At 61.6% G+C, this 26,794-nt stretch carries 23 protein-coding genes and 1 pseudogene; 7 read left to right on the top strand and 17 right to left on the bottom strand.

The genetic code is table 11. From position 1 onward, the window contains the following. Positions 1-88: 88 nt before the first annotated feature. A complete protein-coding gene (locus AC30NL_RS20045; protein ID WP_489465749.1) occupies positions 89-424 on the top strand; it encodes an IS4 family transposase in 336 nt (111 codons plus the stop codon). On the opposite strand, the gene AC30NL_RS20040 is transcribed toward AC30NL_RS20045, so the two are convergent. The 4 genes from AC30NL_RS20040 to AC30NL_RS20025 form a co-directional block, all read right to left on the bottom strand. After that, on the bottom strand, positions 415-684 hold the full coding sequence (locus tag AC30NL_RS20040; protein ID WP_489465748.1) for a DUF7660 family protein: 270 nt from the start codon (positions 682-684) through the stop codon (positions 415-417). The genes AC30NL_RS20045 and AC30NL_RS20040 overlap by 10 nt on opposite strands. 4 nt (positions 685-688) lie before the next feature. Beyond that, positions 689-5,566: an RHS repeat-associated core domain-containing protein gene (locus AC30NL_RS20035; protein ID WP_489465747.1), complete on the bottom strand. Its 4,878-nt coding sequence runs from the start codon at positions 5,564-5,566 to the stop codon at positions 689-691. Between the two features lie 477 nt (positions 5,567-6,043). Beyond that, the gene (locus tag AC30NL_RS20030) at positions 6,044-6,724 is read right to left on the bottom strand and encodes a class I SAM-dependent DNA methyltransferase (protein ID WP_489465746.1); all 681 of its coding nucleotides are present in this window, start codon (positions 6,722-6,724) and stop codon (positions 6,044-6,046) included. 223 nt (positions 6,725-6,947) lie between these two features. Further along, positions 6,948-7,460, bottom strand: coding sequence for a hypothetical protein (locus AC30NL_RS20025; protein ID WP_489465745.1), 513 nt, complete (start codon positions 7,458-7,460; stop codon positions 6,948-6,950). Positions 7,461-7,740: 280 nt separating this feature from the next. Here AC30NL_RS20025 and AC30NL_RS20020 point away from each other — a divergent pair, with 280 nt between their 5' ends. Continuing rightward, positions 7,741-8,079, top strand: a complete 339-nt coding sequence (locus AC30NL_RS20020) for a hypothetical protein (protein WP_489465744.1) — start codon at positions 7,741-7,743, stop codon at positions 8,077-8,079. A 343-nt stretch (positions 8,080-8,422) separates the two neighbouring features. On the opposite strand, the gene AC30NL_RS20015 is transcribed toward AC30NL_RS20020, so the two are convergent. The 3 genes from AC30NL_RS20015 to AC30NL_RS20005 all read right to left on the bottom strand — a co-directional run bounded on the left by AC30NL_RS20015 (position 8,423) and on the right by AC30NL_RS20005 (position 13,974). After that, positions 8,423-8,608, bottom strand: coding sequence for a hypothetical protein (locus AC30NL_RS20015; protein ID WP_489465743.1), 186 nt, complete (start codon positions 8,606-8,608; stop codon positions 8,423-8,425). 199 nt (positions 8,609-8,807) lie between these two features. Further along, a complete protein-coding gene (locus tag AC30NL_RS20010; protein WP_489465742.1) occupies positions 8,808-9,500 on the bottom strand; it encodes a hypothetical protein in 693 nt (230 codons plus the stop codon). Positions 9,501-9,822: 322 nt separating this feature from the next. Further along, positions 9,823-13,974, bottom strand: a complete 4,152-nt coding sequence (locus AC30NL_RS20005; RefSeq protein ID WP_489465741.1) for a hypothetical protein — start codon at positions 13,972-13,974, stop codon at positions 9,823-9,825. Positions 13,975-14,269: 295 nt separating this feature from the next. Here AC30NL_RS20005 and AC30NL_RS20000 point away from each other — a divergent pair. From AC30NL_RS20000 to AC30NL_RS19990, 3 genes and pseudogenes are all read left to right on the top strand, one after another. Continuing rightward, positions 14,270-15,135: pseudogene (locus AC30NL_RS20000) on the top strand (plasmid replication/partition related protein). A 460-nt stretch (positions 15,136-15,595) separates the two neighbouring features. Then, positions 15,596-15,769 (top strand): hypothetical protein, encoded by a 174-nt coding sequence (locus tag AC30NL_RS19995; RefSeq protein ID WP_489465740.1) that lies wholly within the window; start codon positions 15,596-15,598, stop codon positions 15,767-15,769. Between the two features lie 32 nt (positions 15,770-15,801). Beyond that, positions 15,802-16,620, top strand: coding sequence for a class I SAM-dependent methyltransferase (locus tag AC30NL_RS19990; RefSeq protein WP_489465739.1), 819 nt, complete (start codon positions 15,802-15,804; stop codon positions 16,618-16,620). Between the two features lie 209 nt (positions 16,621-16,829). On the opposite strand, the gene AC30NL_RS19985 is transcribed toward AC30NL_RS19990, so the two are convergent. From AC30NL_RS19985 to asd, 9 genes are all read right to left on the bottom strand, one after another. Beyond that, entirely contained in the window at positions 16,830-17,213 is a 384-nt protein-coding gene (locus AC30NL_RS19985; RefSeq protein WP_489465738.1) for a VOC family protein, read from the bottom strand. Positions 17,214-17,276: 63 nt separating this feature from the next. Then, entirely contained in the window at positions 17,277-17,540 is a 264-nt protein-coding gene (locus tag AC30NL_RS19980; RefSeq protein WP_489465737.1) for a PAAR domain-containing protein, read from the bottom strand. A gap of 24 nt (positions 17,541-17,564) precedes the next feature. Then, positions 17,565-17,732 carry a hypothetical protein gene (locus AC30NL_RS19975; protein ID WP_489465736.1) on the bottom strand — a complete coding sequence of 56 codons (168 nt, stop codon included), beginning with the start codon at positions 17,730-17,732 and terminating at the stop codon, positions 17,565-17,567. A gap of 13 nt (positions 17,733-17,745) precedes the next feature. Beyond that, the gene (locus AC30NL_RS19970) at positions 17,746-19,236 is read right to left on the bottom strand and encodes a virulence factor (RefSeq protein WP_489465735.1); all 1,491 of its coding nucleotides are present in this window, start codon (positions 19,234-19,236) and stop codon (positions 17,746-17,748) included. Further along, entirely contained in the window at positions 19,233-21,437 is a 2,205-nt protein-coding gene (locus AC30NL_RS19965) for a T6SS effector phospholipase Tle3 domain-containing protein (RefSeq protein WP_489465734.1), read from the bottom strand. The genes AC30NL_RS19970 and AC30NL_RS19965 overlap by 4 nt, the downstream gene beginning before the upstream one ends. A gap of 66 nt (positions 21,438-21,503) precedes the next feature. Continuing rightward, positions 21,504-21,725 carry a hypothetical protein gene (locus tag AC30NL_RS19960; protein ID WP_489465733.1) on the bottom strand — a complete coding sequence of 74 codons (222 nt, stop codon included), beginning with the start codon at positions 21,723-21,725 and terminating at the stop codon, positions 21,504-21,506. After that, on the bottom strand, positions 21,722-21,868 hold the full coding sequence (locus AC30NL_RS19955; RefSeq protein ID WP_489465732.1) for a type VI secretion system Vgr family protein: 147 nt from the start codon (positions 21,866-21,868) through the stop codon (positions 21,722-21,724). Before AC30NL_RS19955 ends, AC30NL_RS19960 begins: the two co-directional genes overlap by 4 nt. An 8-nt stretch (positions 21,869-21,876) precedes the next feature. Then, positions 21,877-22,116 (bottom strand): hypothetical protein, encoded by a 240-nt coding sequence (locus AC30NL_RS19950; RefSeq protein WP_489465731.1) that lies wholly within the window; start codon positions 22,114-22,116, stop codon positions 21,877-21,879. 256 nt (positions 22,117-22,372) lie between these two features. Then, the gene (gene asd / locus AC30NL_RS19945; protein ID WP_489465730.1) at positions 22,373-23,224 is read right to left on the bottom strand and encodes an archaetidylserine decarboxylase; all 852 of its coding nucleotides are present in this window, start codon (positions 23,222-23,224) and stop codon (positions 22,373-22,375) included. A 504-nt stretch (positions 23,225-23,728) separates the two neighbouring features. Here asd and aat point away from each other — a divergent pair. Continuing rightward, positions 23,729-24,505 carry a leucyl/phenylalanyl-tRNA--protein transferase gene (gene aat, locus AC30NL_RS19940; protein ID WP_489465729.1) on the top strand — a complete coding sequence of 259 codons (777 nt, stop codon included), beginning with the start codon at positions 23,729-23,731 and terminating at the stop codon, positions 24,503-24,505. Beyond that, on the top strand, positions 24,506-25,255 hold the full coding sequence (locus AC30NL_RS19935; RefSeq protein WP_489465728.1) for an arginyltransferase: 750 nt from the start codon (positions 24,506-24,508) through the stop codon (positions 25,253-25,255). Positions 25,256-25,530: 275 nt separating this feature from the next. Here AC30NL_RS19935 and AC30NL_RS19930 read toward each other — a convergent pair whose 3' ends face one another. Then, the gene (locus AC30NL_RS19930) at positions 25,531-26,649 is read right to left on the bottom strand and encodes an NAD(P)/FAD-dependent oxidoreductase (RefSeq protein ID WP_489465727.1); all 1,119 of its coding nucleotides are present in this window, start codon (positions 26,647-26,649) and stop codon (positions 25,531-25,533) included. Between the last annotated feature and the right edge of the window lie 145 nt (positions 26,650-26,794).

Genomic DNA, 26,794 nt, shown 5'->3' with positions numbered 1-26,794 from the left:
CTCGTGTTGGAAGGCTTCGATAACACCCCGCAAAAGGTCTCTGGCTCGGAACAGCGGCCAGCTGCGGATTGGCACATGATCACACGGGATGGGACAACTATGCGGTTTCTGTCCGCTGCCTCGCACCTCTTGCACTCCGGCTTCCTTCGGACAATCCCTGATCGCCGCACAGTCCGCATTCCTGCTGCTGGCACGCGGCGGTTCGTTCGGCAATTTGCGCGAGGTGTTGGTCGCCCAGCGGGGCGGCCTCCTCGGGCGCAAACACGACGGCGAACCAGGTGTCCGCACCCTCTGGCAAGGACTGCGTGAGGTCGCCGTCTTTGTCGAGGGCCTTCGCTACGCCGCAATCATGCGGCCGACTGACTTGTGTGCAATGCGATGCAATCAACGTCGTAGCCAAGCCAACGACTTTCGTCACTCGTAAATAGTTGCGGCTATTAACACATCAGCAAAAACTCGCCAATTGATTTCGCTTTGCATAACCTTTTTCAAATTAATTCTTTCATAAAAAACATTCAAATCCATATCCTCCAACCATCCATGCATACCTTCCAGGTATGAATCAAGTGTATTGTTCTCCCATCTTGCTTTGTTTAATTTGCAGTCAAAAACCAAAGCATTTAAAAAATTCAAAAATGTTTGTTTATCGCAAACCGCGTCAAGACTATCTTCTAAATCACTCATAAAATTACCCCACTTTCATTCGCTCGCCATTGCCGAGTTTTAATTGCATAGATGTCCCACCATTTTTTGTAGTCATTTTTCTGGCAATTTCTTTTGGATCAGGATTGTCTAGCATATCTGCCGGTATACATCTTTGCTTGGCCAATTTGAAAGCCGCCAATCGTCTGTGATCTAAGGTCCATACTTTTCCTGCCTCATCTTTCCAAACGCGAACCTTTAGAACGTCCGGCCTCAAGGACCCATCCTGTAAACCCTGCGCATTTCCCAAAACCGTATATTCTCCGGTAGTATTTTTTGCATTGCTCTGCATGAAGTGGATTTTCGATGAATCAATAGTTCCTTCAGGGCAAGGACAATTAGGCCCTTTCGGCGTCAAACCCAGCGGATCAACCCACCCTGTGCTATTTTGTGCATATTTGTACTGATGAATACCACCAAGCAATCCAATCGGATCCTTCGATAAAAACCGCCCTGCCTGCGGTTCATAATACCGATACCGGTTGTAATGCAGCCCCGTCTCTTCATCAAAATACTGCCCCTGGAGCCGAATCGGATTCCCCGCCCCCGCCCCTGCCCTCCTCGCCGCCTCGCTGATCGCTTCCTTGGCCAAGCCCCACGCCTTGTACTGCGCCGACCACGCCATCTTCCCTTCGTGGTCCGTCAACTCCTGCGGCGTGCCGAGATGGTCGCACTGGTAGTACGCTACCTCCTCCATGCCGAACGGTTCGACCTCCTCATCGAGCTGCCCGTTCCACAGCGGATCGAGGTTGATGTCGTACTTGCCCTCGTTGCCCGCCATCAACGCTTTCACGTCCGTCGTCGGCTTGAGCCGCATCGCCCCGGCTCTGCGGGCCTGCACCAGCGGTACGAAGCTGCCCCGCTCGTGGATGTAGTGCACTGTCTGTGCGCTCGGAATGCTTCCCCGGGTTTCCCGGCTCTCGAAGGCCAGCGTGTCGCCATCCCAGCCGAACAGCGTGGCCGTGCTGGCCCCGCCCTCGGTCGTGTTCTTCCCGATCCGCCTCCCCAGCGGGTCGTATGAGAACTCGGTCGTGCCCTTGGCCGTGACCGCCTTGATCATCCGGTTGTACGCATCCCATTCGAACTGACTGCGCTGCCCTTGGTGCACCCGCTCCACCAGGTTGCCTCGCTCGTCATACCGGTAGCTCGTCCCCGCGTACTCCTTCACCAGGTTGTCCAGCACCCGGATTCCCGTCAGCGTGGCCTGCGTTGGGTATTCGTCCTGGCGATCCACGATGTTGCTCGCCGGATCGAAGGCGAAGGCCTCGTGGCCCAGCGCGCTGTGCGCCTTGAGCAGCCGGCCCACCGGGTCGTACCGGTACTCGATCTGCCCGCGGCGGCTGTCGGCGATGCTGGCAAGCTGCCCCGCGGGGTCGTAGCTGTACTGCCTGAGCACTGCAGTCGGCGCGTCTGTCGTTTGCTGCCCGGTGTACCGGAACAGGCCGGTGCCCATCTGCCCCGGGCCCGCGTGAGTGGGCGAGACTTGCTGTTCCAGCAGCCGGCCCACGGGGTCGTACTTCTGCCGCTGCGCCAGGCCATTGCCCTGGACCCGGCTGACCTCCCGGTGCAGTTCATCGCGCTCGAAGTTCACGAGGTCCTGGCCGTCGAGCATCAACCCGTGCACGTGGCCGGGTCCGTAGGTCAGCCACTCGATGGCGTGTCCGTCGGGGCGGGTGGTGCCGATGCGCTGGTTCAGCTCGTCGTAGCGGTGATGCCACACCGCCGTGCGCTTGTCCGGGTGCATGGGGCCCTGGTAGTGATGGTGCTCCCGCGTGAGGTTGCCGGCTGGGTCGTAGAACCACTGCAGCTTGGCATGTTCGTTTCTGGCGTCCGACAGTTGACCGTTGGCGGTGTATTTGAAGTGCTCGATCTGCTCGGCCTGTCCGGGCGCTGTCGCCTTGCGCTGGGTGAGCCGGCCCAGGGGGTCGAATTCGATCTGGGTGCTGACGCCGCCTTCGAGCACCTCGGCCAACACACCGGTGCCGGCTTCGTAGCGGTATTCGGTCAGCTTGTCGTCGAAGCCGCGCTCTTGCAGCAGCCTGCCCACGGGGTCGTACTGGAAGCTGTAGGGACGTTCGTTCTCGTTTCTCAGCTCTGTGAGCCGGCCCAGGCGGTCCCAGCGGTAGGCGAGCCGCTGCCCGAGGGCGTCGATGCGCTGCTCGATGAGGCCAGCGGCGGTGTAGCTGTAGCGCGTGGTGCGCTGCAGGGCGTCGGTGTGGGCGAGCAGCCGGCCTTCGGCGTCGTGGCACAGATGCTCCTGGGTGCCGTCGGCCTGGGTCACGGCCTCGAGCTGGCCGGGGTGGTTGCCGGGGTGGGGTTCGTGCGTCTGGGCGAGCGCCCGGGCGCTGGTTTCGGTGTAGCGGTACTGGGTCGCGTGACCGAGGGCGTCGGTGCTTTTGATGAGCCGGCCCCGGGGGTCGTAGGTCCATTCGCTTTTGCGGCCGGAGCAGTCGGTGTGGCTGGCCAGCTGGCCTTGGGAGGTGTAGCTCAGTGTCTTGACGCCGCCCTTGGCGTCTTTGATCTGCACGGGACGGCCGGCTTTGTCGTAGGTGTATTCGGTCTTGTTGCCCTTGGGATCGGTCTCTTCGACGAGATGGCCCTGTACGTCGTAGTCTCGTCTCCATACGCCGCCGTCGGCATCGAGGATGCCGGTCAGCTGGTGCAGCTGGTCGTACTCGAAGTGCACCTGGCTGCCGTCGGCTCGCACGTGGTTTTGCAGGTTGCCGTCTTGGTCGTAGCGGTAGTCGTCGGTGCTGCCGTCGGGGTGGATGTGGCGCGTGACGTTCTTGGCATCGTCGCGGAAGAACCATTCTTCGCGCTGGTCGGGGTGGATCACACGGTAGGTGTAGCCGAGGATGTCGTAGTAGATCCAGGTCTCGGCGCCGAGCGCGTCTGTCACGTAGGTGAGCCGGATGTTCTTGTCCCACTCGAGCCGGGTGTCGAAGCTGCCGTCGTCGGCCCATTCGCGGATGGCGCGGGCTTTGGGGTCGGTGCCGTCGTATTCGAGGTTGATGCCGCGGCCGGTGCGGTCGGTGTAGCGGGTCACGAGATGGTGCTGGTACCGGTATTGCCAGGTGGCGGCGTTTTCTTCCTGGGCATGGATGAGGTCGCCGTGTTGGTCGTATTCGTAGGCGGCCAACTGGCGCACGAGTGCTCCGTCCTTGATCTCCCACAGGGCGCGGATGAGTCCGGTGTGCGCATCGGGCTGGGTGCCTACGTGGGCGATGGTCTCTTCGCCTTGTTTGCTCAGGATGTCGCTGAGCACGTATTCGCCGGCGTGGGGGCCTTTGGTGATGAGGTGGTCGTAGCGCAGGCCGGTGGCTGCGCCGTCCTGGACGTGGATGGCCACGAGGCGGAAGTGCTGCCGGCCCTGGGTTTGCACTTTGCTGGGCACGGTGTCCACGAGCTCGTAGCTCTCACGCCATGGGCTGGGCTGTGTTTGGGGGAGTTCTTTGCCGTGGTCGAGCACGAGCAGGGTCGGGCTCAGCCGGGTCAGGGTGATGTCTTCGATGGGGTCGCGGTGTTTCTGGCCTGCCTCGAGCATGGGGTACCGGTGGCTGCGCCCATCGGCGCCGTGGTAGACGAGCTGAGTTTGGCTGCCTTGTCCGAGGACGTCGACGCGGGTGCTGTAAGAGTTGACCCAGCGTGCCCCGAGCGCGCCCTGGTCGTAGGCGGCGAGGTTGCTGCGGTAGGTGCGGCTCCAGTCGATGGGCATGGGCGCGGCGAGCACGAAATCGGTATGGGTGAAGGTCTCGCAGCCGGTGGCGTAGCTGATGGAGCGCCGGGTTTTTTTGGGGGCCTTCGGGTCTGGTGCATTCTTTTTGATGCAATCGGGGCAGTCGACCAGCGCCGGCGCCTGACTCCCCACCACGCCAAGCCCGTGCCCGGCCTTGCTCCGTTCGACTTGCGTGCCCTTGTTGGCCGGCACCACGGCACTGCGCGTGCGCTTGTGTTTTTTGACGGCTTCGAGCAGCTGGTGCAGCATCCACATGATGCCCATCACTTTGCCGGCGTCGCTCATCAGGGTGAGCTGCGCGCGCAGGTCGCCTTTGCTCTGGGTCAGCTTGGCGATCACTTTTTCGACGCCCTTGACGGCGTCGGGGGGCAGGTAGCTGGCTGCCGCTGACGCCACGGCGTTGGCGGTTTGCTTGACTTGACGGTCGAGTGCCGAAAGCATCCTTGACCAGGTGCTCTCGGTCTTGGGGTTGTGCAGGCTCTTCTCGGCCACCGGCGGCGTGGCCTGCTGGAACAGCGGCTCTTTGCCTATGCATTTCTTCAAGACGCGGATCAGGTCGTCGATGAGTGCATCGGCGAGGTTCGCGCAGCTCTGCAAGATCTCGCCCAATTTGGCCATCGCGCTTTGCACGAAGGTCTCGATCTCTCCGGCGAGCTTGTCGTTCAGGTGCGTGACGAGCACTTCGATCAGCGCCGCGCCGAGCGCGTCTTTGGCGACGTGGGCGAGCTTTTGCTTGACGAGGTGCAACGCGGGCCTCAGGCTCATGCGCGCGGCACTCATGGCCGGCGGCAGCGGTATCACCCCGATCAGGTTGACCGCCAGCCCCACCCACTCCAGGAACTCGACGACGTGGTTGTTGATGAACTTCTCCACCACGTTCACGATATCCATGATGACGTCGATCAGCGCCATCACGTTGCCGATCACCGGCAGGCTTCCAGCCACCGCGCTCAGCCGCGCCAGGGTCACGTAGTCCCCGCTGATCTTGCGCAGCCACTCGTCGAACTTGCGGGCGCCCGCTCCTACGTCTTGCGGGTCGATGGTGTTGAGCGGTGCTACTGCGGTTTGAGGGGGACGTTCGGGGGTTGGGGCCGGGGCTGCTGGCTTGTTGTTGGACGTGTCGGCCATGGGGGGCAGTGGGGCTTGGAGGGGGGACAAGTGCTTGCTCGTCCAACATCCCGCCCGTCTTTCAACTCAGTTTTTGGGGCTCGAATTTTAGTTCGACAGACTTGCGGGATTCCCTCGGCCACGAAATCAACAATAGTTGTAGATCGCGATGCCCCCAACCTTGAGGACGCGCAGTTGAGGCAAGGCCTCTACCGTGCGCTGGTGGCAGCCTTTGTCGCGACGGTACCGACCCCACTGCCACCATCCCCGGCGCGCAACAGCTCACCTCGCCGACGCTCGACTTGATGAACAAGTACGACGAAGTCTGGCGACCATCAGCATGAGGGCGAAGCCCTCGCGCCGGCTGCTGCGGCAGGCGATCCGCATTGGCCGACAAAGGCCGGCCACCAGGAACGGCCCGAAGTGATCGCGCTCGGCCGCATCAAGGACCCTTCATCGAGCATGCGTGACGGGGCGCCTTCAACCACGGGCGTCGCTTCAGCCGCGCACGCGGCAGCAGAGAAAGATCTGCTCCTCGGGTGGTACGTCGCCGACCGCCGGGGCGTAGGTGTAGGAGGATTCCTCTACGATTTCAAAGCCTGCCGTTTCGACGACCTTCTGCAAATCCTCGCGCAGGTAGCCGGAGACCCGGATGGTGTTTCCGAGGAACGGGATCGCGAAATCGTCCACGTCAGCCTCCACCATCGAGAGAACGAACAAGCCGCCAGGGGCCAGCAGATGACGGACCGTCAACAACGCGAGGGGAATCTCCGCGCGTGGCAGCATCAGCAGCGAGAAGAAGGCCGCGACCGCGTCGAACTGGCCCAGGTCCCGGGGGCCGCCCGGTCGCAGGTCGGCGAGGTCCAGTTGGTGAAACGTCGCACCCGTGACGTTCTGCCGGGCGAGCTTCACCATCCCGCCGGACAGATCGATGCCCATGACCTCGAAGCCAGCGTCCGCCATCTGGCGCGCGGTCGGCACGCCGGTGCCGCAGCCGAGGTCCAGCACCCGGGATCCGGCCGGCAAGGACCTGATCAGCCATTCGCCCGCCGAGACTTGGCCCTCCTTGTGCGGGAAGGCCTCGTCATAGCGATTACCGATGGCGTCGAAGGCTTCGGCCTGGCCCTCGCGATCGAGCCGAAGGCTCTCGTAGTCAGACCCATTGTTCCTATTGTTCATGCATGTAGTCTTTCAATGAAGAATCTCCTGCTCGCTTGCCGGAAGCACGTGATTGAACCACTTCTCCCACCTCAGCCGCCCAGGACTGCGGGGATGGACGCGCCTCCTGGCCCGCACGCACGCGCAGCAAGTCCCCCGTCTCCCCGCCTCGCTGCCTCGCTGCCTCGCTGCCTCGCTGCCTCGGCCGCGAGACTGTCGTCACATTTTCCAAGGTCTTGCTGCTCTACACCTGTGCCTTCGCCGACACCGTCACGCTCTGGAAGAACACTTCAACCTTCCCCGCGTACTTCGCATCCACTCCCATCAGCACCCACACGCTGCCATCCGACGGCGCGACGACGTCCTGCTTCAATGTGCCGTTGATCTCCTTCGATGCGTAGGTGAGGCTGCTGCAATCCCCCGTGCCCACCGCGATGGAACCGAGGTCGGTGATCGCGCGGGTGAGCGTGGTGCCTGACAAGGTGTCGGAGTTGAGCCGGTTCGTGCCGTCCGACATGAGCACCGTCGTCGGTTCGGTGGCGTCAGCGAGCACGACCAGATGCGTGTCGGACCCCGTTGCGCCGGATGAATCAGCGCAACCGGTGGATGCATTGGTGAACACACCCACATTGACCTCGAAGCTATAGGTCACCCCAGGCTCCAGGCCGGTGAATTGCTTCTTGGTCCAGATCAGTGCGTCCTGGCTCCTGTTGGTCACCGACAGGTGATAGCCGGTGCCCGAGCCCGGGCTGGGCAATGCATTGCGTCGATGGTTATCAAACCGTCACGCCGTGCGCATCGCACGTCGAAAACCATAGCGACAAGCTAGAGCGCGCGGCTCGGCAATCGCGGCATTGGATGCGACAGAAATTTCGCACTCGCATACATGCCTTCGTAATGAGATCCACGACCCGGCGGGCGAGAGACAAACTGAATCTGTCGCCATCAATGCACCTATTGAAACGACGAAGACATGCCTTTGGCGGCAAGGCCATCTGCGTGGTCGAAATCAATCATCAACCAATTTGAAGCACGAAATGAGCAAACTGATCAAACGTCTTATCGCTATTTCCGCCGCCTTCGTTCCGGCCTTCGCTGCCATGCAGGTTCAAGCCGGTACGCACCACACAGCAACTGTGAAATTCGTTATGGCCAATCCTTCGAATCAAGCTGTTTGCGGGAACGTTTATATTAATGGAGTGCCGGTATGGCCAGCAATCAGGTTGCCGGCTCACGCTCCTAAGAGAGAGGTGTTTAGATTCACTAATTGGGTTGGCACACCATTTAAAACCAGTTTCTCCAGTGATTGCTATGCCCGCATTACTTCGTTCAAGTACTACAGCATTCGGCGCGATCAAACCCTGAATAGCTTCTAATGGATTCCATGGCGATTGCATGAAGGAAACGAGTGGAAGTGTGGCAAAGGAACCCCTCAATATTGACCTCGAGAAAAGCAAATAGAGGGTAAAAAGGCAAGAAAAACAGCCGCACCCATTACAAGAACTTGCTTCTGGCGGCATTGCGTGCGGCCACGCGTAAGGCCGGCAGATGCTCAAGCAAGGAGAGTCTGCAAGACGCCCTGCAGGGAATCGGGATCAGCTGCCGATGGAGAAAACCTTTGCGGCGCAGACCATTGCGGATCTGCCTCGCGAGGGTTTCTTCGGGGAGGCGCCATTAGTGGCGCTGGCATGAGGGCTTGCCGTACTTCGACCGGACCGGCTACAGGTCCGGCACCCGTGATCCGGCCGGCAAGGACCTGATCAGCCATTCGCCCGCCGAGACTTGGCCCTCCTTGTGCGGGAAGGCCTCGTCATAGCGATTACCGATGGTGTCAAAGGCTTCGGCCTGGCCCTCGCGATTGAGCCGAAGACTCTCGTAGTCAGACCCATTGTTCCTATTGTTCATGCATGTAGGCTTTCAATGAAGAATCTCCTGCTCGCTTGCCGGAAGCACGTGATCGGACCACTTCTGCCACCTCAGCCGCTCAGGACTGCGGCGATGGACGCGCCTCCTGGCCCGCACGCACGCACAGCAAGTCCCCCGCCTCGCCGCCTCGCCGCCTCGGCCGCGAGACTGCCCTCACCCTTTCCAAGGTCTTGCTGCTCTACACCCGTGCCTTCGCCGACACCGTCACGCTCTGGAAGAACACTTCAATCTTCCCCGCGTACTTCGCATCCACTCCCATCATCACCCACACGCTGCCATCCGACGGCGCGACGACGTCCTGCTTCAAGGTGCCGTTGATCTTTTTCGATGCGTAGGTGAGGCTGCTGCAATCCCCTGTGCCCACCGCGATGGAACCGAGGTCGGTAATCGTGCGGGTGAGCGTGGTACCTGACAGGGTGTCGGAGTTGAGCCGGTTCGTGCCGTCCGACATGAGCACCGTCGTCGGTTCGGTGGCGTCAGCGAGCATGACCAGATGCGTGTCGGACCCCGTTGCGCCGGATGAATCAGCGCACCCGGTGGATGCATTGGTGAACACACCCACATTGACCTCGAAGCTATAGGTCACCCCAGGCTCCAGGCCGGTGAACTTCTTCTTGGTCCAGATCAGCGCGTCCTGGCTCCTGTTGGTCACCGACAGGTGATAGGCGGTGCCTGAGCCCGGGCTGGGCAATGACTCGGCCACCCAAGCTGCATCCGTCGGCGCGTTCGAAGAGGTGTAGTCACTCAGCCCGCCGACCCACTCTGTGACGCCTTGCGCGAAGTCCTGTTCGAAGGTGGTGTCACACGTGTTCGTCGTCGAGCAGTGGCTGGCGAACAAGCTGGCGAAGGAGATGACTACGGCGCACTTCATGGGTATGGTGGTGTTTTCGGCTTCAAGGTAAGGAGGGTGCCACTGAGAGGCTGAGAGTATTTCGATCATGCCCGCTCATCACGCCAAAAGACCCCTGCTCGTCGTTGCAAATGCTCGCCATAGCCCCGGCTATGGCTGTGCTTTGCGCCTAGATCAGGTGCCTTTTGACGTGCTGCTCGGACACGCTCGAAAAACTCTCAGCCTCTGAGCTGTGGGATTGCATGCATTTCACCATGAACGAACCACGGTCTTGTCTGATTCACATGAGGTGCCATCGGCCCGATCAAGGAACACCATCGTCAGGCACTGAGCACCCTGCCCTTCAGCCCGGAGTATCCATGCGATCCTGCGCAGTCCATTGCGGCCACAAGGGGACGAAATGGCCTCCGTCGTTGTGCAGGTAGACGGACCTGTCGCCCGGCGCACCCACCGTGTGCAGTGACGACAGCGTTAGCCCGCCATCGGGACGCTGCTGAAAGGCGTGCACCTGCAGGCCGAGTGCACTTGCGATCATGTGCATGGCGCCGTTGTCGTTGTCGAACATCTGGCCAGTGAGGCTCAAGCCGAGGCGGTCCGCACCCCTGCGAAGTCTTGCGGCCCGCGCCTCCACCTCTTTCGCATCGCGGCCCTTGGTCCTCGGTTTGCCCAGCGCGAGCTGGGCCATCGTGTCGAACCAGCAGATGTTGCCTTCACCCGAAGCGCTGCCGCGCTTGAAGAGTCGTAGCAACTGGCTCTCGCGCCAGGACTCGCCAGCGTGAGACTGATCGGCCGGCATGCCATGTGTCGGGTGCTGCAGCCATCCCTGCAGCACCATCGAGCGGCGCAGCCGCGCCGATGCTTTTCCGACCCTCACTATCGTGTCTGTCTCCTCGCGCGTAGGTCGCACATCGCTTTCCACGACTGAGAGGAATCGCTGGCCTGCTCGGTGAACGAGCTGTTCCAGCACTTGCATCATCTGGGACTCATCATCGGGAAGTGCAGGCGTCTGCACACCCAATTCACCGAGCAGCAGAGCGGCCTCAGCGGCTTGATTGCGCAGGATGGTGAAATTTTGGTCTTCGCGCGGCGAAGCCGGCAAAGCCCGCGAGGGACCGACGGGACGAGGTGGCGATGAGGCCAATGTTGCTGGCAAATCGGGTTGATAGGGCCACAAGTTCGGGTCGAGGTGGTTGGCGAGAAAGTCAAGATCTTCTTGCGATGCCGCGCCTCGAGTCGTGGCAGCGGGAGCGAGCACCTCCGCAGGCGTCGCCGGCCGCTCGCCCATGGCCGCTGAGATCTCGTTCAAACGTCTGGTTCTTGGCTTGCGAGGCACGACGAGGGGGAGCGACAAAACTGGTTGCGCCTGCGCACCTTGCGAGCCATCGCTTGCGCGCCTGCCCCGCTTGGCCTTGGATGGCTCGGCGTCCTTGCCGGTCTTTTCCGCTGACACTTGCTTCGCGAGCGGGACATCGATCTCGGAGTCGCTGTCGGTGTTGTAGTTGACACTGAGCTGTCCGTCGTTCAACCGCGAGACATAGGTTCCTATCGATTGGGCGATGTTGTCTTCGACCACCTCGTTCGCGTCGTAAAACGCCTGGGCCGCGCGCGAAAGCCACGCCGGGCCGCGATGCACTTCCGGTGGCAGATCAAGGTCCAAGGCGCACACAGTGCAAGGCCGCATGGTGCCGGCCATCATCTTGTGATCGATGCTTCTTCCGGTGACGCTTGTGAACGCCTCCTTGATCCTGCGCTCGGCATGGAGATCGATGGACTTGCCATGTTGAAACTCCGTGTCTGTGGGTACGCGAAAACTGCCCTTGGAAATGGCCTGCATGATGGCGGACCCGAGCCCTTCTTCCTCGTGCTTCGCGAGCTGGAGGCCAAGCTTCAACTTGTGGCGACTCACCCGCTTGGCTCGCACGTCGTCGTTCACATTCGAGAGCATCTCCTTCAGCTTTCCGCTGGAAAGAAATTCATTGATCTTGAGGTTGATCGCAACGCTATTCGACGAAACCCAGATCTGCTGCTCGCTGGTGTCGAAGTAGCACTGCACGTCACCCATCATTTTGAATTCGCTCTTGAGCGCGGTGGACAACCAACGCAAGGCCTGCTTGTCGCGCTCGTGCCTGAATGAGCGCGGCGGCATCACGAGTTCCGGGCTGTTTGCATAAATCTCGGCCAGCCTGTTCTTCGTGGCACGCTTGATCAGGAGCTCTCCTGGAACGCCATTGACAACGAAGAGCTTGTTGGCCTTGGCACGAAAGCCAGAAACCAGCACACGTGACATTCGCGACGAAGTCGGCGCATCGAGCTTGGACAGCAAATCGTCGAGTTCGGGGAATTGATGAAGCTTGAGCTCGGGGCGCTGCGCCTCTATCTCGCCGCGCGTTCGCACCACGCCGCCGGGCCGCAGGAGCAGTTCCATCAGATTGGCGACTTCCCCCGACGCAGTCACGAGTCTTGCCGCGTTGGGCACGGAGAGATCAGGGTCGCTCTTCATGGCCTGTACGGCCGCGCTCATCGGGTAAAGCTCTTCCCGGATGGCTCGCAGAAACAGATCTGCTTTTGTTTCTGGAATGGGCAGCGTCCGCGCACGGTCTACCAGCCCGACCTCGCGCAGGGCGTTTCCGATATCAACCCAATGCATGTTGTAGCCCGGCAAGTGACGCAGGCGGTGATCGGTGCAAGACAGCCTGGGGCCATTCACCTTGAAATAGCTGTTGATGGTGGCGGCGTTGACTTTGAGCAGTCGCGCCAAGGCTTTCTCGCTGGCATTGCGATTTTCGTTCCAGGTGCGCAGCACCTGGACCAGCAGTTCCGCACTCATCGGATACGGCAACTGGGCGGCAGTGTCGTCGTGCCCCAGGTCGATGAACAGGCCGTGAAGGTCCTGCACGGCCTCGTAAAAGCCATTCAAGCGACACAACGAACTCGGCTTGCGTTTGAGCTGGCCGCTCTTGCTGAAGTAAGCCCGGATGTCGGCTTCTGGAATGCTCGTCGCATCGGCGAGCTTGTGCCGCAACGGCCGCCCGGCCTCCTTGTTCTTGATCATCAGTTCCAGCAGCTGCTTCAGCTGCTGGGCGTCCTGGATGCCACCTCTATGTGTGCCGCGTTCGTAAAAGGCTGGGTAGCTGACAAGGGGTTCGTCGTGCGCGGCGCTTGCGGCAGCGTCCTTCGCCGCCTTGGTTTTGAGTGAGTGCTTGATCAGTTCGAGCGCCTTGCTCTCATCCTCCGGGTTCTTTCCGGCGTAACGCAAATATGGCGCGCGGGTTTCGTTCTCGCATCGAAGCATGGCCACAGGGTCGCTGCTGCCGTTCGGTGTGATCAAGTGGCGAACGATGTTGTTGCGTTGATCGACAACCTCACCTTTCGACCCTTCGCACAGCTGGTCGACGTACTTGGCGAATGTCGCTGTCGAGGGGCGCCGGCGGTGGTTGTCGATCTCATGTTGGCAAAACGCCTGATATGCACACCCCAGGTGCTGGGCCAACAGCTGCCATCGATGGTTCCATAAATTTCGCGCCCCCGATGCGATGTAGGACGGGCGGGGGAAGCGACGCTTGTCGCTCTTCAGCGATCGGGCCTTCCTCACCGACCTCCGCATCTCATCGAGTACGTCGTTCTCGTCCTTCTCGTCGTTGAGCGAAGGCACGAGCCGAATGTCGGCGAGCTCGCCGTTCGTATCGAGCCGGCGCAGCACGTGAACTAATCCAGTCGTCCCCGGAATACGGATGCCGAATTTCTCTACGCCATCGACGCCGGTTTTGCTGTGCACGGCATTCGGCTTGGTCGTCAGGTCGTTCAATATCCAGAGAAATAGGCCTCCGTTCACGTACTCGAATCGGGGCGCTTTGCGAAAGGCTTCGTACAGCTGCCGAAACTCCCTGGAACGTGGGCCGGACGTCCACATGGCCCGCAATCGCTTGCCCATGTCTTTGAACGATGCGCCGCACAACAAGAGTTGGGACCGGCTTTGGCAGGCCGCAGACTCCATGAGCTCAAGGGCCTTCTGAACGGCGTTGTGACGGATATCGCCGGACGGAACCATCCGAAGATCGGCCACCCCGTCATGATCGTCGCGGCGCAAAACATGGACACTGCCGCTCACGCCAGCTATCTTGATCGTATGAAGCGCGATGTTCGGTTTGCCCGTGGTTTGCGCGCGCAACCTAGGACCCTCGGTCAAAGTCGCGATCAGGTCCACGAAATTCGATGCGGTCAGTTCATCGACCCTGTTCTTGTTGTAAGTCTTGAGCAGGGAGGTGAAGCTCGCCCTGCAGCCCCTGTTGCTCCAGCCCCTGTCAGTGATGTTGCGCGACGGAACATAGGCATCGAAGCTGGGCTCAGCTTCTACGGCCGGTCGATCTTTTGGCGCGACGGTATTCGTTGGCAGTATGGCTGTCCGCAGCCGTTGCAAAGGCTCTTGTGAAGTGAAGTCCTCTTGCCTTCGCCTCTTGCCCAGGCCCGCGGCAAAGACACCTGCGGAAACAGGCATGGACGCACGCGAGGGCGCGGTTCTTGGCTCGTCAGATTGATCACTGGAACGGGACGACCCACTGCTGTCAGATATCTTCATGCTCAATCCATTGGCTTCCTTGCCCAATCTACCTTTGTTGCATCGGCCGCGTGAACATGGACGCGAATCAATCGCCGCGCAAGCGAAGGCCGCAAGGCTCCTGCCGTGCGGCCTTGACGACGCGCGAGCGGCATGGCCTGCGGGAAGCGCTGCACGGCACTGGCCACGCTTCTCTACAATGCGCCCCCTTTGCATCCGCTCGAATTGCCCGCCCATGGACGTCGTCGTCAACGAAGAACTCAAAGCCTATATCGATCCGCTAACCTCGGAGGAATACGACGCCCTGGAACGCAGCATCCTGTCCGAAGGCTGCCGAGATGCGCTGGTGCTGTGGGGCGATGTGCTTGTCGACGGTCACAACCGCTACGGCATCTGCCGCAAGCATGGCCTGCCGTTCCAGACGGTGCAAACACCCGTTTTCAATCCATTGAGGACGTGCACCTTTGGATGATCGATCAGCACCTGGGCCGGCGCAGCATCTCGGACTTCCAGCGCGGTGTGCTCGCCCTGCGAAAGCGGGAGATCGTGGCCGAACGGCGCACCCGAGATGTCACCGCGACCAGCTCCGCACCGCAAGAGCCGGGGGCCGAAGCGCCTCCCGCAAGCGCAGACAGTGCGGCAAAACCAGACTCACTCGACTCACTCGACTCACGCGAGGCATTGGCCAAGGCCGCACGCCTGAGCAGCAGTCAGGTCGTGCTGATTGAAAAGATCCAAAAGCAGGCGGCGCCCGAACTGGTGGCGGCTGTCAAGGCCGGCACGATCTCGATCAATGCAGCAGCCGCGGTCGCGAGCCTTCCCGCCGAGGAGCAAGCTGCCGCCGCGGCCGGCGGCAAAGACGAGTTGAAGCAAGCAGCGAAGCGCGTACGCGAATCGAAGCGCAAGCCGCAGGGCGATTCGTCCGCCGCACCGCAGGAGGCCGCCGAGTCTGAAGAAACCGTGGAGTCGCTGCAGCAGCGCATCGCCGTCCTGAACACAGAAAACGCGGCGTTGCGCCAGCAGGTGGCGATGTTGAAAGAGCAACTGCTGGCATACGCGGCGGGCGCCGATCAGACCGCGGATCTGTCCGCGCCGTTCTGACCGCCGACAACCTGCCGCCGTCGAGTTATCGAACCAGCAAAGGTGGTTCGCTGACGGACCGTGTCCGAGATGCGTGCCGTGAAAGCATTCCTTATGGACGACATTGACATCAGCAGCCATAAGGCGCAGAACTCAAACGGGTTTGTTCCGTCAAACCTTATTGGTTCGCAAGGAGGCCGTCCATGAAGACTTTCGCTCGCACGTTGGCAGTCACACTCGCAGCGCTTCTCCTCTCACTGGGCTCCGCCCCGGCAGACGCGGCTCGTCAAGGCCACTGGGGCGGGCATTCCTCGCATGGGCACGGTGGTCACCACGGTCATGGCTGGTTCTGGGGTGGCTTTGGCACCGGCATCGGCCTCGGTTACTACGGACCTTGGTACCCGGGTTACGTCGTGGTCGAGCCTCCTTCCGCCGCCTACTACGGCCGCTCACAGACCCGCGCGAGCCCGCTTCAACCTCCATGCCGGACCCTATCTTCTATCCGCGCAACGGCCAGAGTTCTGAACAGATCGAGGCAGACCGCCAGAGTTGCAACCGCTGGGCCGCCACGCAGTCCAACGCGATGGCAGATGCCGGCGTGTTTCATCGTGCCACCCTCGCGTGCATGGAGGGTCGGGGCTACACGGTGAAGTAGAGGGTCGAACTGAGAGGCTGACGGAGATGTCAATGAACAAAGCCGCATCCGATGCTGTCTTCGCGGGCTCGATGCCCGAGCTCTACGACAGCTACCTCGTTCCACTCATCTTCGGCCCCTACGCCGTCGATCTGGCGATCCGCGTGGCAGCTCTCGATCCATCGCGTGTGCTCGAGACCGCCGCCGGCACGGGTGTCGTCACTCGCGCGATGGCATCGGCCTTGCCTGCCAATGTGGACCTGATTGCGACTGACCTGAATCAACCGATGCTGGACCGTGCCATGGCTGTCGGCACCCAACGACCGGTGCGGTGGCAACAGTCGGACGCGACGCAGTTGCCGTTCGAGGACGCGAGCTTCGACATCGTCGTTTGCCAGTTCGGTGTGATGTTCTTCCCGGACAAAGTCCGCGCATTTTCCGAAGCGCGGCGAGTACTGCGGCGTGGCGGCGTGCTGATGTTCAATGCCTGGGATCGAATCGAGGACAACGAGTTCGCCCATGTCATCACGACGTCGCTCGGCGTACTTTTTCCTGCAGAGCCTCCGCTCTTCCTGGCGCGCACACCGTACGGCTATTTCGATCGACGGGCGATCGCGGATGACTTGGAGAAGGCGGGGTTCAGTGCAGTGCCGCGCTTCGAAACAATCACCGAGCGCAGTCGCGCGTCGTCAGCGCGTGTGCCCGCCATCGCCTATTGCCAAGGGACACCCTTGCGCAACGAGATTGAGGCCCGTTCTGCTGGAAGTCTGACCGAGGCTACATCGGTGAGTGCCGCTGCAATTGCCAAACGATTCGGCGATGGATCGGTAGACGCAAAGATCCAGGCACACGTCGTCGTGGTCGAAAACTGACCTGGATATTCGCCCCCCGCATTCCCGAGCACACGCGGCAGCCTCACGGTAAAGACAGCTTTGGTTTCGTCGGAGCGTGCAGAGATGTCGCCACTGTCACAGGCGCTTCGACCAGACGTGGGCGGCGCGTTTTTTGAATTTCTGTGCCTGTTCTTCGTCGACTTGCGGCGACGTGAGGTTCTTCGCCACGGATATTGGCTCTCAGCCTCTCAGCTACCGCTCCCATATGGCCGGGTGATGATCTCGAGGTAGTGCCCGTCGAGGTCGTTCCAATACACGCCCCTCCCGCCATCGTGACGGTTGATGCGATCCGGCTGTTGGTGTGCTGGATCGGCCCAGTACGGAAGCCCGCGCTCGCGGATGCGCCCGAAGATCCGGTCGAACTCCTCTTCGCTCACGAGGAAGGCATAGTGCTCTATGAGAACGACCTTGTCCGTCTGAATGAAGTCCAGGGTGACGCCGTTGTCGAGTGCGACGGCATGGAAGGGACCGAACCTGACCGGCGCCTTGAGACCAAGAATCTCAGCCAGGAAGTTTGCAGACGCCAGCGAGTCGCGGGCATGAACAATCGTGTGATTCAGATCGATGGACATGGGGGTTCTCGCAGCTGAACGTTGCCAACGGGTGATGGATTTCCACGTTCTCAGATTCCATGACTACGGCCGCCCACTGGTCGGCATGGTGGAGATGAGTGCGGCGCCACAACTGACCTTGTGCCCCTCGAAGGCCACGGGGATGCCGTCGATCAGCACCTTGGGGTCTCCCTCGGCAATCACACAATTGTTGTGCCCCCTGTGCGGGCAGCTGACTTGATCGCCCTTGCGTGCGACGGCCATGCCCATGACCTTGCTCTTGGGGGCCGCTGATGTGACCTTGCCGCCATGGCTGGTGGGGTCGTTCAAACGGATGACGCCGCGCATAAGTTGCTCCGATGTCGATTGGAATCACTTGGCTACAGATGCCTGCGGTGTCTCCGCATTTTCGGCCTCGCGCTTCTCATAGAACCACACCTTGACATGACACGGGGTTTCCGTATCAAACATCACCCCATGACCTTGTTCATCGGTCATACCATCGTAGCCACACGTCGCCTTGGATTTGAAAGAACTCATTGCTGACTTTCGTTTAGTTTGAAAACCCTTGCTGCTTCGGTCCCGCGTCGTGGCGCAGCCCCCACCAGGGCAGGTAGGCGTGGTTCCCGCCACGAGCGCGGAACCAGTCTTTGCTCGGGTCGATGGGGCGCACCTTGGCCGGAGGCACCACCACTACGGCGCTCGGGTGTCCGGCGTCACTGGTGCCGGCCACCAGCACGTTCTTGCCCAGGTGGTTGGCGTAGGCAATGCCCAGCGCGACATTGGTCAGCGCGGTGCCGGCCCCCATTTCACCCAGCAGCGCCGGGGTGTTGAAGGTCTGCTTCATGAAATCGAACTCAGGCAACTCGGTGGTGAGCGTTTGCGCGAGGTGGCCGATGCGGTCGCTTGAAGTGGGGTGGGTGTTGTTGGCATCGTGAATCACATAGCCAATATCGGTGTCTTGCTTGCTCGCGTTGTGCGCGGCGGCATCGAGCGTGGCCTTCCAGGCTTGCACGGCACGCGGAGGCTCTCCCTTCTTGACCTCGAAGTCGGTCACGGCCTTGGAGGCGGGGTACCCCACCCAGGCCAGCGGGTCGCGCTCGGTGTTGAAGCCGGGGCCGGCCAGGATCAGCAGCACCAGGTTCTCGTTGATCTGCTCGTTCTTGGAGGGAAAGTTCGGTGCATCCCAATTCATCGCCCACACGGTTTCATTCGGGTGCGCTTGCAGGTAATCGAGCGCGGCCGTCAACGAGGTGAAGCCCGCATTCGGCCCGCCCATGGTGACGTGCACATTGGGAGGTGTGGCGCGGCTCCACAGCGTGGGGAAGTTGGGGTTGCCGATATCAAAGTTGCTGGCGATATTCTTCACCACAAAGTCGCGAGCCTCCACCGGATCGAGCTTGTTGCCCGCAGGCAAGGCGTACTCCACATGAATGCCGGCCAGTTCGCGCCATCGCTTCTGGTTCTTGGTGTGAACGTTGTAGAAGTAGTCGGAGCTGGAGAAATAGATGTCGTGGAACTGGCGCATTAGCTGTTCAATGTATTTGTGGTGATAACCCTTGAAGGTTTCCTCTCCGTCGTTTCCAGCTGCAATCTCAGCAATGGCTTGCAGCTTGGAATATTTCTGCGGTTTCGCCTTCACCATGTCGTCTTCCTTGTTCGGCTTGACGAGCCCGAGTGTCCACAGCAACTGCCACTCAGTCGAATAGTCCATCCGCTGCAAAGGATTGAGCCATTGCAGCCCGACCACCTGGGCCATGAAGGGCTTGGGCTGCTCGGCAGTGGCCGACGAAGGCAAGGGCGCAGTCGCCGCAAAAGTCGATGCCGCTGGGGCGGAGGCACAGGCGCTGGTCAAGGCAAGCACGGCGATGGCAAGCAAGGCGGGCATGGCAAGCAATCGGGTCATGAGTTGTCCATCGGTAAGGGGTTGACCAGCCGAAACGTCGGCACGCCAGATCAACCAGAGTGCGATACCGACACCGAGGATGAAGCTCAGCAGGGCCCAGGCGAAGCGTCGGGTGGGGGTGGAGATCAAAGCGTTCATGTGTTCGCATCCCACTTCGGCGCGGGTGCCCATTCACGCTCGTCGGTGATCGTGTCCGGCATCTTGCATTCGGCGTCCGCCCACTTGTAGGCAGTTCGTTCTTTGAATTTTCCTTTGTCGAAGTATTCAAAAAACACCTTGTGCGGATCACCATCACCCAGCCCGTCAAGGAACCGCCAATCCGCCGCAATCCGAAGCTGGTGCAAGTCGGCCTCCCGAATGTCGCAATTGCCAATCGCCACGTCATAGGCGAGCGCCTTCTCGGCGTGCATGGGGTTGGTCATGATGGTGGAGTGGTCGGTGGCGTGGGTATCGAGGTTCTTGGCCAGGTAGGTTTTGATCTCCTTGCTGCGCCACGCCTTGTATTCATCGGTGGCCTTTTGAGATTCGTCTGGGCTGTCTTCGGCCTCCACCTTCTCGCCGCTTTTGTACAGACCCTCGCGTTTGGCCTGCATGCGCAGGTAGGCATGGTGCTCGTAGCGCAGCGCGGCTTCGCTTTGTTCGGTGCCCTGCGGCGCGTCATTGCGGCTACCGTCCTTGGTCTTGTGGGTGTCGGCATAGGGGTCGCCGGGCTCGACCTGCCGATTGACATTTCGGTACGCGCCAGGGGCATCGAAGCCCTGGTCGAACTGCTCGCTGGGAAAACCGAACTGCACCGACTCGGGCACGAAGGGTTCGGGCAGCGGCGGCGCTCGCAGCGGCAGCTTCCAGTCGTTGGGCGGCAGGGCGTTGATGCGCACCTTGGCCGCCTTCAAACCGACGATGGCCAAGGGCGCAAACCCGATCGTCAATAGCGTGCCAAACACCTTGCCCAAGGCGCCCTGGTAAGCCGCCACCCCCTTTGCGATGGAGTATTCCGCTTTCGGCGATTCGGGATACCAAAAATCCTGGCTGCCCGGTTTGAGGCGGCTCGTCTTGGTATTGCGATAGTGATTGTCCCAATAGTCGTATTGCCCCTGCTCGCCAACCTTGAAGCCTTGCGCAAATACGCGCTGCGTGAACACGCCATCGCCGTATGTTGCCGTGATCTCGGCGTCGTTCAGGCCGCGCCAGCCGATGCCTTGCACTGTGGTGGCCGAAATCACCTGGTCGTGCGGGTTGCAGTAGAGCGTGACGCGGCCATAGGTCGAATTGTTGAGGCCGTACTTGACCCGGTCGGCTTCGGCGGTAAAGCCGTGCACTTTGTTCGACATGCGCAGATTGATGGGCTCGGGGGGCTGCTGCGCCGAGGCCTGCTTGCGGATGATGTCGAAGAACGCCGCCAGCGTCTTGGTGCGCGCGCCCACTGTCTGCCGCCCGGTGCGGCCCTGGGGGTCGGCCATGCCACGCTCGCTCCAGCTGTCGGCGAAGTTGTCTTTGACCAGGCTGTAAGGCGCATTGCACAGAACATAGGTGTCGGCCACACAGCGCCCGCTGTGTCGGGCCGCGTCGGTGACGTTGGGCATCCTGTCGCCCAGGAAGGCCGCCGCGATGCCCACCATGTTGCCCTGGCTGTGGCACACGATGGTGATGGGCACATCGGCCTGCTTGGAGCGAATGGATTCGACCAGCTTGGCCAGCCGGTGCGCAGCGAGCACGTAGTAGGGCCGGGGCGGACAGCTGTAGACGTTGCGGTCGTTGGTGGGGTTCAGGTGCTGCACATGCACCCACAGGAACATGTCCTCGCTCAAGCCCTGACCCCACAGGTCGGGCAACGAAGTGCAGCCGTTGGCGAAGGGGCCGCCGCCCCAGTAGTCTTTTTCGTTGAGGTAAACACCCGAACCGTATTCCTGCAACTCTTCGCCGTTGGCCTTGTAGCCCCAGCGGAAACGGATCACGGGCGAGAAGGTTTCCTTGGCCTGGATGAACGTCTTGGGCTTCATCTCGGGGTTAATGAACCCGCTGGGCGTCAGCTCGGCCATGTAGCTGGCCGGTGACAGCTGCCCCGCCGCGGGGCCTAAGTATTTCAGGTGCTCATCACGCCGGGCCAGCCGGGCGTTGAGCCCTTCGCACAAGCCCTGCTCGGCCTGTTCGTACCACTCGCCATCGGAGTTGACTCCATGCACAAAGATCGTGATGCCGGGCAGGGGCATTTGCATCAGCACGTCGAGCTGGGCGTGGCTGAACAGCGTGACGCCTTCCTTGTAGGCCACGCAGATGTTAATCGGGTCGTCGATGGGGCTGGGGTTGCTGGATGCGCCGGCGGTGGGGTCGATGCTCATGGGGATGCGGTCAAAGAAGAATTGGCGGGTGCTGAGAGGGGATGTGCGCGCTTCAGGATCGACGTTTCAAGAGCGCGGCATGAAGAAGAAGTTTTTCAGCCGCTGCATGCCGTTGGCGACGACTTTGGTACCTTGGCCGCTGGCATCGGTCTGACCCGACACATCGCCGCCATCTTCGTTGCCGATGTGCAGTTTCATGCCTTCGACCGGCCCGCCATCGGCGGGACGCAGCAGCCGGGGCGCGCGGCCGAGGTCGCCTTCGCTGAACGTGGGAAAGTCGGTGCTCATGCTTCGGCGCTGTGCTGCTTGCCGGTGGCCTTCAATCGCTTCCACGTGGTGATGAGCAAGGCCTCGGCGCTGCAAATGGCCCCTGCCTTGTCGGTGCGCATCTCGAAGCCTTCGCCACGCGGTTCGGTCTTGCCTTCGTTCATGGGCGTGCTCAGAGGCTGACGATGGGCAGGCCCTTCAGCTCGACAAGCGGCAGGTCGCTTCGGGTAGTGAGGCAGGTGATGTGGGCGCTAAGGTCATCGCATACGCCGCTAATGATGTCGATGCGCTGCGGCAGCAGGGTGTCTTCGAAGAGCTTGCCGTGCTGACCCGCGAAACGCAGACGCTCGGGACGGTTGTTCTGATTGAGCGCACGGGCAAGCAAATCGTGCGCGATGTCGGCGAAATTCATGCAATCCTTCCTCGGGGCGCTGTGCGGCATTCTTCACGATGCCCGCGCTAAATCTTGATCCGGCGGGAGTGTAGAGCTGGGGCTTGACCTTGCCACCCCTCTCTCGGGGGTGGTCAGTCGTGCCGCGGCGAGCGCGGCCCCGGTACCCTTTGCGAGGGTGCGTTTCCCTGGTAACTGGCTGCGTATCGCCGTGCGGTCGGACCTGCGCTTTGCCCACCTTTCTACGAAAGCCGATCGGCTCTCCCGATACCCGCCCTCACAAGGCGGGGTAGTCGGCCATGACCTCACCCAGCCGGATGGCACCCTGCGGCTTCCACGCCGGATTGAATTTCAGGTCGCTCTTCGGAAACAGCATCACCACGGTCGAGCCCAGCAGGAAGCGGCCCATCTCTTCGCCCTTGGTCAAGACGATGTTTTGATCCTGGTACTGCCACTCGCGCATGCCGCTGGACCGCGGCGGCGTCACCACGCCGTGCCACACCGTCGCCATGCTGCCGACGATGGTCGCCCCAACGAGCACCATGATCCAGGGGCCGCGCGGACCTTCGAAGATGCACACCACGCGTTCATTGCGCGCGAACAAGCCCGGCACACCCCTCGCGGTGATTGGGTTGACCGAGAACAGTTCGCCGGGCACGTGAATCATGCGAAGCAAACGTCCATCACACGGCATGTGGACTCGGTGATAGTCGCGCGGGCTCAGGTACAGCGTGGCGTAGCTTCCATGCTCGAACTGCGAGGCAAGACGCTCGTCGCCGCCGACGAGCTCGGTCGTCGTGTAGTGATGGCCCTTGGCCTGGAAGATTCGATCGCGGTCCACCGGGCCGAACTGGCTGATCGCACCGTCGACAGGGCAGATGAGGTCGGCCTGCGCGATGGGGCGCACCCCCTCGCGCAATGCGCGGGTGAAGAAGTCGTTGAAGCTCGCGTAGCTCGTGATGTCGGAGTTGGCCGCCTCGCTCATGTCCACACCGTAGCTCGCAACGAAGCGGCGGATAGCTGCCGTCGTGAGCGAGCCCAGCCTGGCTGATGCAAGCTTGCCTGCGAGCGCCGTCAGCGCCTGCTTTGGATACAGGTATTGAGGGATGACTGCGAGGCGAGCTGACACATTGATTTCCGCGATGGAGGGGACCGGAGTGTATCGAGGGGGCGGACCCCCTCGAGGCATCCTGGTTGGGAGTCTGGCGCGCCGCGGCCTGCCCACCCGCACCCTTGCCCCACCTTGCTGGGCGCCAGAGCAAGGCAAGCAGAAGTCCGCCGTAAAACGAATGACTTCGCGTAATCCGACACCAGCGTCCACCGCCAGTTCTGAATTGCATGGCACGTGGGTGGATGCGCCGTGCTCGAACGCGAAGTCAACAGGTACAAACCATTCGCGGACCGGTCGCCTGGGGGGAATGCTGCTTGCTTCCGAACGTCGTAGCGGTCAAGCTTCTACTGCACGACGCCATCCCGCAAGCAGGGCGTACGCAATCTGCGCGTGGACAACCTGGGCAAGGCCATGGCGGCCGCGCTCTTGCTGATGACGACCTAAGCCCGAAGGAATTGGAATTTTGCAGAACCACCGCTTGCATTGGCTTGTGACCGGAAGTGTGCAGCCCAAGGAGGCCCGATGATTCCCTGGCTGCACGCTGAAACCGACCCCCTGCCCGAGGCGCGACTGGCGCTGCCGCAAGGTTCGGACGCGCCTGGCCTGCTGGCGGCCGGCGGTCAGCTGACGCCTGAGCGGCTGGTCGAGGCCTACTCCAAGGGCATCTTCCCCTGGTACAGCGAGGGCCAGCCGGTGCTGTGGTGGTCACCCGACCCGCGCATGGTGCTGATGGTCGACGAGTTCAAGCTGTCGCGTTCGCTACGCAAGACCGTGACCAAGTTCGCGCGTACGCCGGGCTACGAGGTGCGCATCGACAGCGCCTTCGCCCGCGTCATCACCGCCTGTGCCGGCACGCCTCGCGAAGGACAGGACGGCACCTGGATCGTCGCCGCCATGATCGACGCCTACCGGCACTGGAATCAACTCGGTGGCGTTCACAGCTTTGAAACCTGGATCGATGGGGAACTGGCGGGCGGCTTGTACGGCGTGAGCCTCGGCCGGATGTTCTTCGGCGAATCGATGTTCGCTCATCGAACCGATGCGTCCAAGGTCGCTCTGGCTGCGCTCGTGTGTTTCTGCCGCGAAAACGGCGTGACCATGATCGATTGCCAGCAACGCACCGGCCACCTCGCCTCCATGGGCGGAAGAGAGATCCCGCGCATCGAGTTCGAGCGTCGACTCTCTCTCAGTCTCGGGGCTCCGCCGATCCGCGATTGGACCTATCATCCGTCGATGTGGCGGCACCTGCAGATGTCCGACGCCCGGACCGCCGCAGTCAAGGTCAAGGACAGCGCGTAAGTGACCCACCCGAAAGAGCTTCCGCTCGCATCGCTTCAGTTTTACGCCACGGCGCCGTACCCGTGCAGCTACCTCGGCGGCCGCATGGCGCGCTCGCAGGTGGCCACGCCCAGTCACCTGATCCATGCCGACGCCTATTCGGGCCTCGTCGCCAACGGTTTTCGCCGCAGCGGCATGTTCACCTACCAGCCGTATTGCGACGGCTGCCGCGCCTGCGTCCCGCTACGCATCCCCGTCAACGACTTCCGTCCCACGCGCAGCCAGCGCCGGGCGTTGAAGGCCCACGCCAACCTGCAGACGCGCGTGCTGCGACTGTGTTTCGTGCCCGAGCATTACCGGCTGTACCTGCGCTACCAGGCTGGCCGCCACAGCGGCGGGGGCATGGACCACGACAGCATCGACCAGTACACGCAGTTCCTGCTGCAAAGCCGGGTGAATTCGCGCTTGGTGGAGTTTCGGGAGCGGAACGCGGATGGGTCGGCAGGTGTTTTGAAGATGGTGTCGATTCTGGACATCCTGAACGACGGACTGTCTGCGGTCTATACCTTCTACGAACCCGAGCCGCACACGAGCTACGGCACGTACAACGTGATGTGGCAGATCGAGCAGACGAAGTTGCTGAAGCTGCCGCACGTGTACCTCGGGTATTGGATCGCGGAAAGCGACAAGATGGCCTACAAGGCGCAGTTTCAGCCGAATGAGCAGTTGATCGATGGGAAGTGGGTCAGGCAGGCTGAGGGAAAGGGTTGAGGCACCGAGCCCTCAGAGGCTGAGAGTTTTTCGAGCGTGTCCGAGCAGCGCGTCAAAAGGCTCCTGATCTAGGCGCAAAGCACAGCCATAGCCCGGGCTATGGCGAGCATTTGCAACGACGAACAGGGGTCTTTTGGCGTGATGAGCGGGCATGATCGAAAGACTCTCAGCCTCTCACCCCAGCCCTCTCCCGCCAGCGGGAGAGGGAGTTCATCCGGAGTGCCTTGCTCCCTCTCCCGCTGGCGGGAGAGGATTGGGGTGAGGGTTCTCTCAAGCTATCGCTCCACTCTTGAAACCACTTCATCCGCAATTGCCAAACAACCAGTCAACCCCGGCGATTCGATTCCGAATAGGTTCACCAGCCCCGCCACGCCATGCTCGGCAGGCCCCTGGATGACAAAGTCGCGAGCCGATTCGCCCGGCCCGTTCAGCTTGGGCCGGACACCGCTGTAGGCCGGCTGCAGGGCACCGTCGACCAAGCCCGGCCAGTAATCGCGGATGTCCGCGTAGAAGCCCTCGCCGCGCATAGGATCAACGCGGTAGTCGATCTCGTCAGGCGAGGCAATGTCCAGCCACTCCACATCCGGCCCGAAGCGCGCCTGCCCGGCGAGATCGAGCGTGAGATGGACGCCCAGGCCCGCCTCGACGGGGATCGGATAGATCAGCCGCGAGAAAGGCGCTCGCCCCGACAGTGCGAAGTAGTTGCCCTTGGCGAATCTTTGCCCGGGCACGTGCCCGGGCGACAAGCCAGAGGTCCGCGAGGCGACACCCGGGGCCCACAAGCCTGCCGCATTCACAACGATGCGTGCGGACAACTGCATGGAAGAGTCGCCGCCGACATCGACACGGTGCTCGCCCTTGCCGACTTCGATTGCTTCCACCGGCGACAACAAGGCAAGCGCCCCGCCGGCGCGTTCAAGATCACCTTGCAGCGCAAGCATCAATCCATGGCTGTCGACGATGCCAGTTGAAGGCGACAGCAGGGCCGCGTCGGCTCGCAAGGCCGGTTCCAGGGACCGGGCCTGCGCTCCGCTCAAGCGGCGCAAGTCCGCCACGCCGTTGGCGCGCGCCGCGGTCTCGATGCCGGAAAGCTTCGCGACTTGGGCGTCGCCGCGGGCCACGATCAGCTTGCCGCAGCGTCGATGCTCCACGCCATGCGATTCGCAAAACGCATAAAGCGCGTTGCGTCCGTGCACGCACAGCCGCGCCTTCAACGACCCCGCGCCGTAGTAGATGCCGGCGTGAAGAACTTCGCTGTTGCGCGAACTGGTGCCTGTGCCGATGGCATTGGCGCGTTCAAGCACGATGGTTTCGATGCCGCCCTGGGCCAATGCTCGACCGACTGCAAGGCCGACCACCCCGGCACCGATGACGACTGCGTCGACGTGATCCATGTGATTAAGCCGGCGCTCAGAGGCTGAGAGTTTTTCGAGCGTGCCCGAGCAGCGCGTCAAAAGGCGCCTGATCTAGGCGCAAAGCGCAGCCATAGCCCGGGCTATGGCGAGCATTTGCAACGACGAGCAGGGGTCTTTTGGCGTG

Source organism: Rhizobacter sp. (assembly GCA_021153565.1).
In the GTDB taxonomy this organism is placed as follows: domain Bacteria; phylum Pseudomonadota; class Gammaproteobacteria; order Burkholderiales; family Burkholderiaceae_C; genus Albitalea.
The sequence above is the reverse complement of the archived record's forward strand: the minus strand, read 5'-3'. Positions and strand labels throughout refer to the sequence as shown.

What these genes read in the sequence shown, in the direction of transcription:
- AC30NL_RS20020 (WP_489465744.1), top strand. Translation starts at nt 7,741, where the DNA reads ATGAGCAAACTGATCAAACGTCTTATCGCTATTTCCGCCGCCTTCGTT.
- AC30NL_RS19965 (WP_489465734.1), bottom strand. Translation starts at nt 21,437, where the DNA reads ATGAGCATCGACCCCACCGCCGGCGCATCCAGCAACCCCAGCCCCATC.
- AC30NL_RS20010 (WP_489465742.1), bottom strand. Translation starts at nt 9,500, where the DNA reads ATGAAGTGCGCCGTAGTCATCTCCTTCGCCAGCTTGTTCGCCAGCCAC.
- AC30NL_RS19950 (WP_489465731.1), bottom strand. Translation starts at nt 22,116, where the DNA reads ATGAATTTCGCCGACATCGCGCACGATTTGCTTGCCCGTGCGCTCAAT.
- AC30NL_RS19960 (WP_489465733.1), bottom strand. Translation starts at nt 21,725, where the DNA reads ATGAGCACCGACTTTCCCACGTTCAGCGAAGGCGACCTCGGCCGCGCG.
- AC30NL_RS19955 (WP_489465732.1), bottom strand. Translation starts at nt 21,868, where the DNA reads ATGAACGAAGGCAAGACCGAACCGCGTGGCGAAGGCTTCGAGATGCGC.
- AC30NL_RS19980 (WP_489465737.1), bottom strand. Translation starts at nt 17,540, where the DNA reads ATGCGCGGCGTCATCCGTTTGAACGACCCCACCAGCCATGGCGGCAAG.
- AC30NL_RS20040 (WP_489465748.1), bottom strand. Translation starts at nt 684, where the DNA reads ATGAGTGATTTAGAAGATAGTCTTGACGCGGTTTGCGATAAACAAACA.
- AC30NL_RS20035 (WP_489465747.1), bottom strand. Translation starts at nt 5,566, where the DNA reads ATGGCCGACACGTCCAACAACAAGCCAGCAGCCCCGGCCCCAACCCCC.
- AC30NL_RS19990 (WP_489465739.1), top strand. Translation starts at nt 15,802, where the DNA reads ATGAACAAAGCCGCATCCGATGCTGTCTTCGCGGGCTCGATGCCCGAG.
- AC30NL_RS20045 (WP_489465749.1), top strand. Translation starts at nt 89, where the DNA reads ATGGGACAACTATGCGGTTTCTGTCCGCTGCCTCGCACCTCTTGCACT.
- AC30NL_RS19970 (WP_489465735.1), bottom strand. Translation starts at nt 19,236, where the DNA reads ATGAACGCTTTGATCTCCACCCCCACCCGACGCTTCGCCTGGGCCCTG.
- AC30NL_RS20015 (WP_489465743.1), bottom strand. Translation starts at nt 8,608, where the DNA reads ATGAACAATAGGAACAATGGGTCTGACTACGAGAGTCTTCGGCTCAAT.
- AC30NL_RS20030 (WP_489465746.1), bottom strand. Translation starts at nt 6,724, where the DNA reads ATGAACAATAGGAACAATGGGTCTGACTACGAGAGCCTTCGGCTCGAT.
- aat (WP_489465729.1), top strand. Translation starts at nt 23,729, where the DNA reads ATGATTCCCTGGCTGCACGCTGAAACCGACCCCCTGCCCGAGGCGCGA.
- AC30NL_RS19930 (WP_489465727.1), bottom strand. Translation starts at nt 26,649, where the DNA reads ATGGATCACGTCGACGCAGTCGTCATCGGTGCCGGGGTGGTCGGCCTT.
- AC30NL_RS19975 (WP_489465736.1), bottom strand. Translation starts at nt 17,732, where the DNA reads ATGAGTTCTTTCAAATCCAAGGCGACGTGTGGCTACGATGGTATGACC.
- AC30NL_RS19995 (WP_489465740.1), top strand. Translation starts at nt 15,596, where the DNA reads ATGCCGGACCCTATCTTCTATCCGCGCAACGGCCAGAGTTCTGAACAG.
- AC30NL_RS19985 (WP_489465738.1), bottom strand. Translation starts at nt 17,213, where the DNA reads ATGTCCATCGATCTGAATCACACGATTGTTCATGCCCGCGACTCGCTG.
- AC30NL_RS20005 (WP_489465741.1), bottom strand. Translation starts at nt 13,974, where the DNA reads ATGCCTGTTTCCGCAGGTGTCTTTGCCGCGGGCCTGGGCAAGAGGCGA.